Source organism: Sphingobium herbicidovorans, from assembly GCF_002080435.1.
Classification (GTDB): domain Bacteria; phylum Pseudomonadota; class Alphaproteobacteria; order Sphingomonadales; family Sphingomonadaceae; genus Sphingobium; species Sphingobium herbicidovorans.
Map to the genome: position 1 here is coordinate 2,584,119 of NZ_CP020538.1, position 13,744 is coordinate 2,597,862.

Here is a 13,744-nt window from a genome sequence, read left to right on the forward strand (position 1 = left end):
GATCACTCCGCCGCAACCGCCTCCATCCCCAACAACGGCGCCAAATAGCGCCCGGTAAAGCTCCGGGCGTTCTTCGCTACCTTCTCCGGCGTGCCTTCGGCGACGACTTCGCCGCCTTTGACCCCGCCTTCCGGCCCCATGTCGATGATCCAGTCGGCGGTCTTGATGACGTCGAGATTGTGTTCGATCACGACGACGCTGTTGCCCTGTTCGACCAGGGCGTGGAGGACTTCGAGGAGTTTGCGGACGTCTTCGAAGTGGAGGCCGGTGGTGGGCTCGTCCAATATGTAGAGGGTCTGGCCGGTGGCGCGGCGGGAGAGTTCCTTGGCGAGCTTGACGCGCTGGGCTTCGCCGCCGGACAGGGTGGTGGCCTGCTGGCCGACCTTGATATAGCCGAGGCCGACTTCGGCGAGCATCGCCATCTTGTCGCGGATGGGGGGGACGGCCTTGAAGAATTCCACCGCGTCCTCGACGGTCATGTCGAGCACGTCGGCGATGCTGTGGCCCTTGAACTTCACCTCCAGCGTTTCGCGATTGTAGCGCGCGCCGTGGCAGACGTCGCAGGTGACATAGACGTCGGGGAGGAAGTGCATTTCGATCTTGAGCAGGCCGTCGCCGGTGCAGGCTTCGCAGCGGCCGCCCTTGACGTTGAAGCTGAAGCGGCCGGGCTTGTAGCCGCGCGCCTGCGCTTCGGGGAGGCCTGCGAACCAGTCGCGGATGTTGGTGAAGGCTCCCGTGTAGGTGGCCGGGTTGGAGCGGGGGGTGCGGCCGATGGGCGACTGGTCGATGTCGATCACCTTGTCGCAATGTTCGAGGCCGGTGATCTTGTCATGCGGCCCGGCGACGATGCGCGCGCCGTTCAGGGTGCGGGCGGACGCGGCGTAGAGGGTGTCGATGGTGAAGCTGGACTTGCCCGATCCCGATACGCCGGTGATGCAGGTGAAGGTGCCGAGCGGGATGCTGGCGGTGACGTTCTGCAGATTGTTGGCGCGGGCGTTGTGGACGGTGAGCTTCTTGCCATTGCCCTTGCGGCGCTTTGTGGGGACTTCGATGCGGCGGGTGCCGTTCAAATAGTCCGCGGTCAGGCTGTCGCGGTGGGCGAGCAGTTCGTTGAGGGTGCCCTGCGCGACGATGGTGCCGCCGTGGACGCCTGCGCCCGGTCCCATGTCCACGATATAGTCGGCCATGCGGATCGCGTCCTCGTCATGCTCCACGACGATGACGGTGTTGCCGAGGTCGCGCAGGCGCTTCAAGGTGACGAGCAGGCGGTCATTGTCGCGCTGGTGCAGGCCGATGCTGGGTTCGTCGAGGACGTAGAGGACGCCCGACAGGCCGCTGCCGATCTGCGACGCGAGGCGGATGCGCTGGGACTCGCCGCCTGACAGGGTGCCGCTGGTGCGGTCGAGGTTCAGATAGTCAAGGCCGACATTGTTGAGGAAGCCGAGGCGCTCGACAATTTCCTTGAGGATGGCCTTGGCGATCTGGTTCTGTTGGTCGGTGAGCTGGGCGGGGAGGGTGGAGAAGAAGCCGAGCGCGTCCACCACCGAGCGGCGGGTGGACATGGAGATGTCCTCGCCAGCGATCTTGACGGCGCGGGCTTCGGGTTTGAGGCGCGCGCCGTGGCAGGTTTCGCACGGCATGGCGGTTTGGTATTTGGACAGCTCCTCGCGCATCCAGGCGGAGTCGGTCTGGAGCAGGCGGCGGTTCAAGTTGCCGATGACGCCTTCGAAGGCTTTCTTGACCTCGTAGCTTTTCTTGCCGTCCTGGAAGCGGAGGGTGACGGGCTTGCCCCCGGTGCCGTGGAGGATGATGAGCTTAACCTCCGGCGGCAAGTCGATCCACGGGGTTTCGAGGTTGAAGCCGAACTCCTTGGCGAGGGAGCCGAGGACTTGCATGTAGTAGGGGCTGGGCGGGTTGGACTTGGCCCAGGGGACGATCGCGCCCTTTTTGAGCGTCAGATGCTCGTTGGGGACGACGAGTTCGGGGTCGAACTCCTGCCGCTCGCCAAGGCCGTCGCATGCCGGGCACGCGCCTTGCGGGGCGTTGAAGGAGAAGAGGCGGGGTTCGATCTCTGGAATGGTGAAGCCGCTGACGGGGCAGGCGAATTTTTCGCTGAACACGATGCGGTTGGCGGGGATGCCGGCGTTTTTCATGCCGCTCTTGGCCCTCTCCGGTTGGGAAAGGGCGGTGGCGTCGTCGGGGGTGGAGAGGGTGTCCCCCCTCTCCCCGGCCATCCCCCCGAGGGGGAGGGAGTCTGTAGTGCTTCAATTGTGGTGTCGGCGAGGTCGACATAGGCGAGGCCATCCGCCAGCTTCAGCGCCTGTTCGAAACTGTCGGCGAGGCGGGTGGACATGTCGGGGTCCACGGCGAGGCGGTCGACGACGACTTCGATGTCATGCTTGTATTTCTTGTCGAGGGCGGGGGCTTCCTCGATCAGGTACATTTCGCCATCAATGCGGACGCGGGTGTAGCCCGCCTTCTGCCATTCCAGCAGTTCCTTCTTATACTCGCCCTTGCGGCCGCGCACGACGGGGGCGAGGAGGTAGAAGCGCGTGCCCTGCGGAAGCTGCATCACGCGGTCGACCATCTGGCTGACGGTCTGGGCGCTGATCGGCTCCCCGGTGGCGGGGGAATAGGGGACGCCGACGCGCGCCCAGAGCAGGCGCATATAGTCGTAGATCTCGGTGACGGTGGCGACGGTGGAGCGCGGGTTGCGGCTGGTCGTCTTCTGCTCGATGGAGATGGCGGGGGACAGGCCGTCGATATGCTCGACGTCCGGCTTCTGCATCATCTCAAGGAACTGGCGGGCGTAGGCGGAGAGGGACTCCACATAGCGGCGCTGACCCTCGGCATAGATGGTGTCGAAGGCGAGGGAGGATTTGCCCGACCCGGAAAGGCCGGTAATGACGATCAGGCTGTCGCGGGGCAGATCGACGTCCACGCCCTTGAGGTTGTGCTCACGCGCGCCGCGCACGGAAATGGTGGTCAGACTCATGAGGGCGTGTTGTTCCAGATTTGTTCTTTGGGGGCAAGCGTGTCGCGCGGATATGGGCGCGCGCATCGCGGCCCGCAAGCGGGCGGGGGTGTCGAATAGTCAAGCACTGTTAACCGAATGAGCCTATAGTGTGACGGAAACGCTGCATCGGCGGCGTCAGATGTTCAAGAGATCCCGGAGAGCCCGACAGCATCCTGGATACGCCCCCGGCCATCCCTTGCGCCGGGGGCGTTCTTGTTTCCGTGCCGAAACCATGACTGCGGAACCGCCCATCGACGCTGGCCGTTGATTGAGGGAGGCGCACCCATATGCCGCGCCGCAGGAGAGCATGATGAGCAACAAGACCGATGTTCGGCCCAACAGCCGCGAAGAAGCGCATGACCATCGCCCCACCGACGCGCAGGACCATGCCATTACCAATGAGGAAAAGCTGGACGAAGGGCTGATGGACAGCATGGACGCGTCCGATCCGCCATCCGTCACAAAGCCCGGCGACCATGGCGACCCGGTGCCTTCTTCCGGATTCCATGAGGATGAGGAAGATGAGGACGACGCCAAGCGATAGACGGCGCTGATAATGGTGATATGATCAGCATTCGAGGCGAGCCGTATCGGCGGATGGCCGGGCGGTTCGCATCACCGGCGAGAGGAGCCTTGTTGATGCCGACTTCCACTACCCCCGCGATCGAACGCATTGCCCGTGTGCTGGCGGGGCGCCAGTTGAGCCTGAATGGCGAGGGTAGCGATCCGCACGCGTCGGGAGCCGTGGACGCGAGCTGGCCCGATCATGTCGATGACGCCTATGCGATCCTTCACACATTACGCGAACCGGACGAGCAGATGGCCCAGGCGGGCGATGTCGCGACATGGCGCAGGATGATCGGCGCGGTACTGGAGCGGCGGCCGTAGGGCGTTAAACGCGTGGTCGAAGCATGAGCGGGCCGAAACTGAGGATAAAGACCCAGATCTATTGCGGTGACGAGATCGCGATGGGCCCGGGAAAGGCCGACCTGCTGGACGCCATCGCCAGCGAGGGTTCGATTTCGGCGGCGGGCCGCAAGCTCAAGATGAGCTATCGGCGATGCTGGATGCTTGTGGATGTCATGAACCGTTGTTGGGCCGGGCCTTTGGTGGCGACGTCGACCGAGGGCGCGCTGGTGACCGAACTGGGACAGCAGGTACTGGCCCAATATCGCGGATTGCAGAAGGCCACGGCCAGCGCGGCGGGCCAGACGCACTGGCCCGATCTTGCACAACAGGTGAGAGGAGAACCGTTGCCGCCGCGCGGATAGCTATTCCATTCGGCGCATTCACAAAATTTACATGTTGCACCGCACAACGAAACATGATTCCTTGTAAAAGTCGACGCGGTCGGCGCTTAATCTTACAGTAACCATGAAGGGCGCATGATCTGTCGATCGACTTGAAGTCGGAGGGCAAGAGCATGGGCACCAATGCAAGACCGGCTGACGGGGCCATTACACTGGCTGAATTGCGTGAATTCGCCAGTTTCCCGTCTGCCACGCAGCGCTATATCCGCCGATCGCTGGATATCGGCCTCCACCGCCGCGACGCCATGAAGCTGTGGTCGCGCGACATGGTGGAGGAAGCGAGCATCCGCGCGCAGGCCCGCATCTATGGGCGCATCGACGAGATAAAGGCACGCGTGCCCGACGACAGCGGCCTTGACCAGATGGAGCCGTTCATGGCCCCGCTGGTGACGATTTCCGCCTTTGACCTGGGCCAGGACAGGCTGTGCAGCTTTTCCTCCTATCGTTTCCTGTACGAGCGGTTGCTGGGCGCGGGGTCCCGCCCATGGCTGCCGGGAGCCTTTTGCGCGGCGGCGAGCCTGCCGCACCTTCATCCCGAAAAGCGCCGGGCTTTGCTCCAGTCGATCAGCGAGGCGGCGGCGACGGCGGTGGGCTGGTCCAATCGCGAGCCGACCTTCTATCCCGAATGGGTGGAGAAGGTGGACATGAGCAAGGCGAACTGAAAGCGGCGAGGCGCTTGTCCAAGAGGACGGGCGCTACCGTTTGAAGCGATGACGGCGTGGTGGGCATGGCTCGCCGCGCCGTTGCTTTATCCTCGCGGGCGATGGATCGAGCGGCGGGCCGATAGCCACGCTTGGGCTGAAGCAAAAAGCCCCGCCTGAACAGACGGGGCCAGTTTGGGTCGCACTGCAGGAAAACCTGCGCTCCCAATAGGTCATGGATAGGGCCGGGGTGCCATATATCAAAAGTGATAAAATCAAGAAAAACTATATAATCTCAATCAGTTATTCTTTGGATTCAGACACAAGAACGGCCCTGCCCGGGCTTGTATCGGGCGGGGCCATCAAGGAATGCAGCGGAATCTGCGTGCACTAAATGCTTGATTTGGCGATTAGTTCACGCGCGCGATGAATAAAATGATCGCTAACCGTTTATAATCGTTCCGCCGTTCGGGTGAAGGACCTGACCCGACATGTAGCTGGAGTCCTCGCAGGCGAGGAACAGGAAGGCCGGGGCGACTTCGTTGGGCTGGCCGGGGCGGCCCATGGGGGTCGATTCGCCGAAATGCTCCAGCTTCTCCTGACTGGCGCCGCCGCTGGGGTTGAGCGGCGTCCAGATCGGGCCGGGGGCGACGGCGTTGACGCGGATGCCGTCCTTCACCAGATTTTCCGACAGGCTGCGGGTGAAGGCCGTAATCGCGCCCTTGGTGCTGCTATAGTCCAGCAGTTCCGACGATCCCCGATACATGGTGACACTGGTGCAGTTGATGATCGCCGCGCCTTTTTTCAGGTGCGGGCGGGCAGCCTGCGTCAGGAAGAACATGCCGAAGATGTTCGTCTGGAACGTGCGGCGCAGCTGTTCCTCCGTGATGTCGGTGATGTCCTGATCGGGATGTTGTTCGCCGGCATTGTTCACGAGGATGTCGAGGCGGCCGAAACGGTCGATGACCTTTTTGACGGCGTCTTCGCAGAACGCCTTGTCGCCGATATCCCCGGCGATGGTGAGCGCCTGCTGGCCTTCGCCCTCGACGATCTGCGCGGTTTTCCTGGCGTCGTCATGCTCGCACAGATAGAGGATGGCGACGTCCGCGCCTTCACGGGCATAGAGGGCCGCGACCGCGCGGCCTATGCCGCTGTCGGCGCCGGTGACCAGGGCGACCTTGCCCGCGAGCCGACCGGAGCCGGGATAGCGGGGTTCCCATTCGGGTTTTGGCTCCAGCTTGCTTTCGTGGCCGGGCAGGGCGTCTTCGTTGATCATCTCTTCATGATGGTCGGACATCGCACATCTCCTTTCCCCCGGCCAACACGTGGGGAAAGGGATGGTTCAGCGGCGTCTATATTTACGCTGCAACTGAGCAGGCGGCTCCAGATTGGCGGCGTCAGGCGCCGCAAAAGGAAGGCGCGACCTCCGACCGCACGCACGGGACGCTAAGCGCACCGGAAGAATAAAACTGCCTTGGGACCGACGACAGCCTGGGGCGGGTGAAGCCTAGCCGATAATCGCAGGAGCAGTGCCATAATAGCTGGACACGCGGTCGGCATAGGCTTGGTTGAACTCCGGAGCGTTATTCGCCCAGCTCGGCCCGCCCTCAAGCACTCGCCTGTCAATTGTGACGATATAATCGTCGCCTTCCGTCTCATAGGCGAGCAAGCTGAATGGAACAGGATAGAAGCTCTGGTTGAAACCGAGAAAACCGCCAAGGCTTAGCACGGCATAGGTCGACTGACCTGAACGCTTGTCCACCATAAGCGCCTTGACGTGGCCGAGGCTATCACCATCGCGTGACCGCACCTTTAAACCGGAGGTGGTTGCTTCAACCAGCGTCGGCGTTGCAACGGGGGATTCTGTCATGACCGGGTCCTTTTGCGACAGCTGCTGCTGATTGTGAGGGCCGGTCAAACTGAGTCCCGGCCCTCATGAAAATCAGCCTCCCATTGAATGCTTCAGCGCACTCATCTCGTCATGGCCAGCCCGGACCGACTGCCACGCGTCGTCCACCGCGGTCCTTGCGGTGGGCGACAGGTCGACTTCCGCAAGAGCGGTCTCGAACTTCGCCTTGAGATAGTCTTCGCCGCGCTCGATCTCAGCCACGATTGCTTTGTCATCGCGGCCCGTCACGGCCTCTCTAAGGCTTTGGAAAGCGCGATGAGCGCCACCAAGTAGCGTACCATCGTCCTCTGGATTGCCGCCTGCGGCCGCCACCGCGGATTGAAGCTTCGTAACCGCGGATTGACGCTCACGAGCGCGCGCGTTGAACTTGTCGGCAAGAGTTTGGTTGGCGATGTCGCCTGCCGATTTCTGGTAGCCTTCGACGCTGTCGAGAAGAGTAGCGATTAGCGTGTTGAGCACGCCGACGTCCTTGGTACTGGTGGTCATAGTTTCATCCTTCGATGCCGGAGGTGTGTCGTGAACGCCCCGTGCTCCCCGCCGTTCCGTCGCACCGGCCATGCGGGAAGCCATGAAGCCCATGCCGGCCAACAGCGCGGGGACAAGGATCATCGACCGACAGTAGCGGCAGCAACGCGCAATTTTATGCGCTCATTTTATATCGAGGGCCTCGAGCCGGGCCTGATCGCGCAGGGTTGCCAAGGATCACCCGGGCTCGTGACTGGACTTGCGCTCCGGTGAGGCTACAACAGTGCCGAGCCATTTCCATCGGGCACGGATGAGCGCATGACCAGGCCTAAACTTGCAGCGGTCAAATTGCAGACCTCGGATCTTGCGGCGTGCGAGCGTTTCTTCGGAGACGTGTTCGGATTCGAGGTCACTCACCGTTACGGCGGCGCCGTCGGGGATGCTTTCGCGGAAACAGTTATGGCGTTGCCTGGAGAGGACGGGCTGCTGCTCAAGTTTCTCCAACCGAGCGAAGGCAGCGCGAACGCTATGGGAGCGACCATCCAAATCCGGCTGGATGATGTCGATAAGGCTCTAAAGGCTGGCGTGGCGGCTGGCGCGTCAGTTCTGATGCAGCCAACCAGTTTCCTGGAAGCTGGAGTCCGCATGGCGGTAATCAGGACTGGTCAAGACCTTGAGATCGAACTTGTACAAGCCGTTTGAGCAGCATCGCCGCTGGCTGCCCGAGGCGCTTCTCTAGCGGCTAGGGTGTCAGGTCCTGCTAAGACATAATTCGGATAGGCTTATATAAAAATCCTACAAATGCTCGCCAAGATTAATCACGGGCAAGTATCTAGGCTTGGCTACAATTGATTTCACGCGGCGAATCATGAAAATGCCGCTACGGTAGCGGGGAAACATCGGCGTGGAGAGGGTGCATAGGAAGTTATCGCTGACTGCTGGATCATAGGTAGGCCAGGTGACATTCGCTGATGCCGTCAGGAGATCGACGGCACTGGCATGCTTTGGTTTAGCGCCCACATCAGCTCGATAAGTCTTTCGCACTCTTCCACTTGCTCTTCGCCCCGGAGATGTTGGAAGTGCCGCTTCACATGTCGATCCACGTATAGCGACCGTCCAGCGTACGCCATCGTCCATTTCCCAAAGCGTCTAACCGATCGTTGGGGAACAGGTAATAGAGTTATCTGATCGTGACGCTTATCTTTTTGAATGCTAGCCATGATCTCATCTACTGAGCTGCCCGGTCCTTCCAGCAACTGCGCGAACCGTGCACCAGTATAAATCAGAGATCCTGACCTGCCCCCCGCTGGCTCCCTCGATTTGATGTAGAGTCTGCCCCAACGAAGGAGCAGACGAATGAGGAAGAGCCGTTTCACCGAGGAGCAGATCATCGGCATGATCAAGGAGCAGGAGGCCGGGCTCCCCACGGCGGAGGTTTGCCGCAAGCATGGGCTGAGCCCGGCGACATTCTACAAGCTGAAGGCCAAGTACGGCGGCCTGGAGGTGTCCGATGCACGGCGGCTGCGCCAGCTGGAGGACGAGAACGCGAAGCTCAAGCGGTTGCTCGCCGAGAGCGTGCTGGACAACGCGATCCTGAAGGACCTGTTGGGAAAAGTCTGACGACGCCAGGCCAGCGACGGGACGCAGCGCTCGGCGTGATGCGGGACTACGAGGTCTCGCAGCGCCGGGCTTGCGGGCTGGTTGGCGTCGATCCCAAGACGGTCCGGCGAGAACGTCCGCCCGACCACGCCGAGATCCGCGAGGAGATGCGCGAGATCGCCGCTGCGCGTCGCCGGTTCGGTTACCGGCGCGTCGGCGTGATGCTCGAACGCAAGGGGCACATCATGAACCACAAGAAGCTCTACCGGCTGTACCGGGAGGAGGGTCTGTCGGTCCGCCGCCGGCGCGGGCGCAAGCGGGCTCGCGGCAGTCGAACGCCGATGCCGGTCCCGCTGCGGCCGAACGCCCGCTGGTCGATGGACTTCGTGGCCGATACGTTCGGCGCCTCCCGCCGGCTGCGCATCTTGGCGATCAACGATGACTTCTGTCGCGAAAACCTCTGCCTCGTAGGTGACACCAGCATCTCCGGCGTGCGGGTGGCGCGCGAGCTGGACACGCTGGTGCGGCTATATGGCAAACCGACTTGCATCGTCAGCGACAACGGGACCGAGTTCACCAGCCGGGCGATCCTGAAATGGGCGAGCGAGAACCGGGTCGAGTGGCACTACATCGATCCCGGCAAGCCGCAGCAGAATGCGTTCATTGAATCGTTCAATGGGTCGCTGCGCGACGAGCTCTTGAATGAGGAACTGTTCGACAGCCTTGCCGACGCCCGCCGCAAGCTGGCTGTCTGGCGCTATGACTATAACAACGTCAGACCGCACTCATCCCTGGGGAACCGAACACCGGCACAAGCGCGCCGGGCGTTCCTGCAAAATGGAAGCGTCCCACCCGGCGCGCTTGTGCCGGTGGGACAGCACGAATATCAAACCGGTGGACTCTCGTTATGACCGCGGGACCAGCGGGGGGCAGGTCAATCCGCTCACATCCATTATGCCATTTCGGATTCGAGCGCTTTTTACCATGGAGTTTACCTCCTCCTCGGCGATTTCGCCGGGGACAAGCGACCGACTGACATATAAAATGGACTTCACCGTGGGCTCCTTGGATCATTGGGGAACAACAGCCTACCGGGCTGATCCTGCTTCAGCAAAGAGACGACCCATTGAGATGTTTTTGCTGGTGCGTACAAAAATCCCTGCCCAAAGTTGCATCCCATGGCGACCACGGCGTCATGCTGAGCGGGCGTTTCGATCCCTTCTGCTACCGACTTCACGCCCAGGTTACGGCCTAAATTGACCAGAGCCGCCACGATTGCAGTATCGTCCGGGCTGATGTGGATGTTTTTAATAAATGATTGGTCGATCTTGATGATATCGACAGGAAATTGCTTGAGGTGGGACAAGGACGCGTAGCCAGTTCCGAAATCGTCCAAGGCGATTGATATTCCTTCTTCGCTGAGCAACTGAAGTGCTTCGTCCACATGTTCGGCGCCCCGCCCCAGGAACACGGTTTCTCTCACTTCTACCTGTATTCGAGAAGGAGGAATGCCGCTGCGATGAAGCCGACCCAAAAGGCGCTCTGCGAAGCCGCTGTCGCTTAAGTCTGCTGCCGAAATGTTGATCGCGACGTGACCATAAGGCAGGCCCTCCCTCTGCCAGGCGCAGATGTCGTCCAGCACGCTGCTTATGATGCGTTCACTGATCGCTGATGCTAGCGTGGGTTCCTCGAGCGCGGCCGAGATTGCTTGCGGGGAATTGATCTTGCCAGCCGGCGAGCGCCACCGAAGCAGGGCTTCGAAACCAGCCACAGCATGAGTGAGAAAGCACAGCTTGGGTTGGTAATGTGGCTCTATGCGTCCCCCGGACAAAGCCGTCCGAGCCACGTTGATCATGGATGCATCGATTTGCAGCTTCTGGCGAAGCTCGTTCCTGAATATGCTGAGGGAGCCGAGACGCAGGCGCTTCGCGTCATAAAGCGCAATATCGGCTGCTTTGAAAAGTTCTGAACTTGAACGTCCGTGGCGAGGGAATGTGGCTGCGCCGATGCTGGCTTGGCAATCGACAGATCGATCTTTGAAGCTGAAAGGCGAACTCAGGGCTGAGAAAATCTTCCGGCTTAGCGCCTCAAGGTCCTCCTTCGTGTTCGCCGCCGTCAACACCGCGAACTCGTCGCCACCCAGCCGGGCGGCAAAGTTCGGACGAACAGCGTTGTTCAGCCGAACCGCAACATTGCGGAGCAGCGCGTCTCCTGCATCGTGGCCCAGAGTATCATTGATATATTTGAAGTTATCCAGATCACAAAGCAGCATAGAAAATCCGCCGCCGCTGTGCTTTCGAGCCTTTACTCGCTTTTCTATTTCTTCCTGGAAAGCGGCACGATTAGGCAGCCCCGTGACCGCATCCTCAAAAGACAGGCGACGCAGTCTCGCTTCCGCTTCTTTCCTGCCCGTAATGTCCCGCAATACGACGAGTACGTACCAGTCCAGCCCATGGATTACGCGTGTCGCTTCCACTTCACGCCAAGCGCTTCGTAGGTCTGGTGAAGGTGATTTAAACTCTACTTCGATTTGATTGCACTGCTCGACCGATAGGAGTGACTGCACCACGTTGATAAGTTCGGAAGGCGCCATATCATGCAGAGACGAACCCGGCAGTTTTGATGGATCATTGCGAAAAAAAGAACCGCAGCGATCATTGAAGCGGACCACGTGCCATGCCGAATCGAGCAGGAACGCCGCGTGCGGGGACTGGCTCACCATCTCACCAAGGAGCGAAACAGCCATCGTTTCGCAGGAACGCGGCCTTATGGCGCCGGGGTTCTGTTCCGAATCGCCAGGCGAGAGTGGTTCTGAAGCGAGGACGCCGGCGAAATGCTTATTGTGCAGCATCAACGCCGTCCTCAGAAGTGATGAATTCTACGACGATACCTTCCGCACGACCAGCGTAAACGGGATGAGCGCGAAATTCAGCGTTAAATCGCTGATAATTCCCGCGTGCATCTGCTAGTCGGCATTGGACACATTGACTTTCCTGAGTAGAGAATAAAGCCGCGGCCGCGCGATTCATTGATCTAATATCGTCGTGGTGAAGCGAACTATACTCATTGAATAAGCCGTGCTCAAAGAAGTTCGTGCCGGTAAATTCAATCCATTCTGAGTTGAAAATCTTCATCCTGCCATCTTGGCTTGACCACCAGGCTTTGTTTGGCAGGGCATCCAAATGCGCTCGCAACAGAGCGTATGCCGGCCTTCCAAGCTGCAAGGGCTCGTGTTCTTGCAGCCCGCACATTCTGGTGGACCGGAACTGCTTGGAGCATATGAATGACATAGGCTCTCCTCCCCAAAGGCTTTTTTCTGTGCAAGGAAGAATATGCTCGGTGAGTAAACTTTGGCCTGAAGCTGCTCTTCGGAGAACCCGTACGTGTTTACCGCAACCCGTCTCATTTGGCTGGTTTATCAACAGAAAATGTGAAAGAGTCCCGGCAAGTAGCTAGGCATCCAGGACAGCGGTCGGGTCAACCAAGCGCACTAGCCTGTTGATGCGAGATCACACGTGACCTGTAATTACGCTTATATCGTAGACGCTGACAAGGCGTCTCGCCTCGATCTTTACCGCAGATTAGGCGACTTCGAATTGCAGACGCGGTCGTTTATGGCGCATGCCGATTTTCTTGAAGATTGCGTCAACCTGGCGCCGGGGCTGGTCTTCATGGACGTTGGCAACGGCACTGAAAATGGCTTCGACATCATCGAAGCCGTGGCCAGGACCGCGATAGCGTCGCCTATCATCGCGATGACCCAATTCGCTGACGTTTATATCGCCGTTGCTGCCATTCGGCGCGGAGCAACCGATTTTCTGGTCAAGCCGATTTCCGACGAGGAACTGAGCAGTGTGGTTGAAGGCTGCCTGGAAATCTTGTCCAAACGACGCGTGGTGGCGGATCAAATGCAGCAGGACAGGGCTTTGCTGTCCCGCCTGACTTGCAGGGAGGTTGAGGTTCTCCGCCTCGTTGCCGAGGGGGACGGGAACAAGCAAATCGCAGATCGGCTTGGGGTGAGCGTACGAACCGTTGAGACCCATCGAGCGACTATCGCCAAGAAGTTGAATGTAGTTAATTCAGTGGCAGCGGTGGCCCTTCTGTCGAGGTATGAAGCGGCAAAATCCGCTCAGGGCGCGCGGATCCTGATTGCTGCGGGCAAGGAGTCAGGGTGATCTGATTTGAAAGGCAGCGGCATGGATGAGAGAGGTCATTCTTATTTACTGTCACGCGCAAGGCGGTTCCGACGTATCGCTCGGGAAGTGAGTGACAAGGCGACTAGCAATAATTTGCATACCATCGCTGAAGGCTTTGACGCGGAAGCAAAGACCATGGAATTAGGTGAAAAGATTGTGCCTCCCTCCAAATAGGAGGATATGGCAGGCTTTGCTCTTTCGCTGCCTAAGGGTGGCCATATGCGATTGCGGCTCCGTGATCCCGCATTGTGCGTCACACCAATCTGTAAGCCCTCCCCGTAGCGGAAATCACCGCTGAAGGACTACAAGTCTGGCGTAGGGCGAACTATAAAAAGCCTTTATTTTCAATACTAAAGTAGGATCTACCTACGTCTATAGCGGAAATACCACACTTCGTGCTCGTTTTGAACTATCTAATTGAAATTTAGTGCTTAATCTCGACAATCAGAGTCTTTTTTTCTTAAAGGTAATCACCGGGTAACCACCGAAATGGTGACGTAATTAGAGCCAAATCGGCTTAGCTTGGAAATATCAATGAATGGATGTGCTGCGCCATCCGGATGGCGCTCGGATCGGTTTTGAAGTTGTTCTCGCGAACGTCGCAAATA

Annotated in this window: 13 protein-coding genes and 1 pseudogene; 7 read left to right on the forward strand and 7 right to left on the reverse strand. The window is 59.7% G+C overall.

From position 1 onward, the window contains the following. Positions 1–2: 2 nt before the first annotated feature. Positions 3–2,995 (reverse strand): annotated as a pseudogene (gene uvrA, locus B6S01_RS12860) (excinuclease ABC subunit UvrA). 331 nt (positions 2,996–3,326) lie between these two features. Here uvrA and B6S01_RS12865 point away from each other — a divergent pair. The 4 genes from B6S01_RS12865 to B6S01_RS12880 all read left to right on the forward strand — a co-directional run bounded on the left by B6S01_RS12865 (position 3,327) and on the right by B6S01_RS12880 (position 4,988). Continuing rightward, entirely contained in the window at positions 3,327–3,560 is a 234-nt protein-coding gene (locus B6S01_RS12865) for a hypothetical protein (protein ID WP_231567971.1), read from the forward strand. 95 nt (positions 3,561–3,655) lie between these two features. After that, on the forward strand, positions 3,656–3,904 hold the full coding sequence (locus B6S01_RS12870; RefSeq protein ID WP_037464195.1) for a hypothetical protein: 249 nt from the start codon (positions 3,656–3,658) through the stop codon (positions 3,902–3,904). Between the two features lie 80 nt (positions 3,905–3,984). Continuing rightward, positions 3,985–4,287, forward strand: coding sequence for a winged helix-turn-helix domain-containing protein (locus B6S01_RS12875; RefSeq protein ID WP_231567972.1), 303 nt, complete (start codon positions 3,985–3,987; stop codon positions 4,285–4,287). Between the two features lie 152 nt (positions 4,288–4,439). After that, entirely contained in the window at positions 4,440–4,988 is a 549-nt protein-coding gene (locus B6S01_RS12880) for a hypothetical protein (protein ID WP_037464199.1), read from the forward strand. Between the two features lie 421 nt (positions 4,989–5,409). On the opposite strand, the gene B6S01_RS12885 is transcribed toward B6S01_RS12880, so the two are convergent. From B6S01_RS12885 to B6S01_RS12895, 3 genes are all read right to left on the reverse strand, one after another. Next, positions 5,410–6,264: a glucose 1-dehydrogenase gene (locus B6S01_RS12885; protein ID WP_037464201.1), complete on the reverse strand. Its 855-nt coding sequence runs from the start codon at positions 6,262–6,264 to the stop codon at positions 5,410–5,412. Between the two features lie 210 nt (positions 6,265–6,474). Then, positions 6,475–6,837 carry a PRC-barrel domain-containing protein gene (locus B6S01_RS12890; RefSeq protein ID WP_037464262.1) on the reverse strand — a complete coding sequence of 121 codons (363 nt, stop codon included), beginning with the start codon at positions 6,835–6,837 and terminating at the stop codon, positions 6,475–6,477. Between the two features lie 72 nt (positions 6,838–6,909). Continuing rightward, a complete protein-coding gene (locus B6S01_RS12895) occupies positions 6,910–7,362 on the reverse strand; it encodes a PA2169 family four-helix-bundle protein (RefSeq protein ID WP_037464264.1) in 453 nt (150 codons plus the stop codon). A gap of 297 nt (positions 7,363–7,659) precedes the next feature. On the opposite strand from B6S01_RS12895, the gene B6S01_RS12900 reads away from it, so the two are divergent. Beyond that, the gene (locus tag B6S01_RS12900) at positions 7,660–8,043 is read left to right on the forward strand and encodes a VOC family protein (RefSeq protein WP_037464204.1); all 384 of its coding nucleotides are present in this window, start codon (positions 7,660–7,662) and stop codon (positions 8,041–8,043) included. A 275-nt stretch (positions 8,044–8,318) separates the two neighbouring features. On the opposite strand, the gene B6S01_RS22125 is transcribed toward B6S01_RS12900, so the two are convergent. Further along, the gene (locus B6S01_RS22125) at positions 8,319–8,738 is read right to left on the reverse strand and encodes a BLUF domain-containing protein (RefSeq protein ID WP_051908181.1); all 420 of its coding nucleotides are present in this window, start codon (positions 8,736–8,738) and stop codon (positions 8,319–8,321) included. On the opposite strand from B6S01_RS22125, the gene B6S01_RS12910 reads away from it, so the two are divergent. After that, positions 8,698–9,851 (forward strand): IS3 family transposase gene (locus tag B6S01_RS12910; protein WP_094182604.1). Its coding sequence is split into 2 segments (ribosomal slippage): positions 8,698–8,956 and positions 8,956–9,851, totalling 1,155 coding nucleotides; the frame shifts between segments, so codons are not numbered across the junction. The two genes, B6S01_RS22125 and B6S01_RS12910, sit on opposite strands and share 41 nt — an antisense overlap. A gap of 140 nt (positions 9,852–9,991) precedes the next feature. Here B6S01_RS12910 and B6S01_RS12915 read toward each other — a convergent pair. Together B6S01_RS12915 and B6S01_RS12920 are read right to left on the reverse strand one after the other, a co-directional pair. Then, a complete protein-coding gene (locus B6S01_RS12915) occupies positions 9,992–11,791 on the reverse strand; it encodes a sensor domain-containing protein (protein WP_051908327.1) in 1,800 nt (599 codons plus the stop codon). Continuing rightward, entirely contained in the window at positions 11,778–12,074 is a 297-nt protein-coding gene (locus tag B6S01_RS12920) for a hypothetical protein (RefSeq protein ID WP_156103374.1), read from the reverse strand. The genes B6S01_RS12915 and B6S01_RS12920 overlap by 14 nt, the downstream gene beginning before the upstream one ends. Before the next feature lie 381 nt (positions 12,075–12,455). Here B6S01_RS12920 and B6S01_RS12925 point away from each other — a divergent pair, with 381 nt between their 5' ends. Beyond that, on the forward strand, positions 12,456–13,115 hold the full coding sequence (locus tag B6S01_RS12925; protein ID WP_081570405.1) for a response regulator transcription factor: 660 nt from the start codon (positions 12,456–12,458) through the stop codon (positions 13,113–13,115). Positions 13,116–13,744 lie beyond the last annotated feature (629 nt).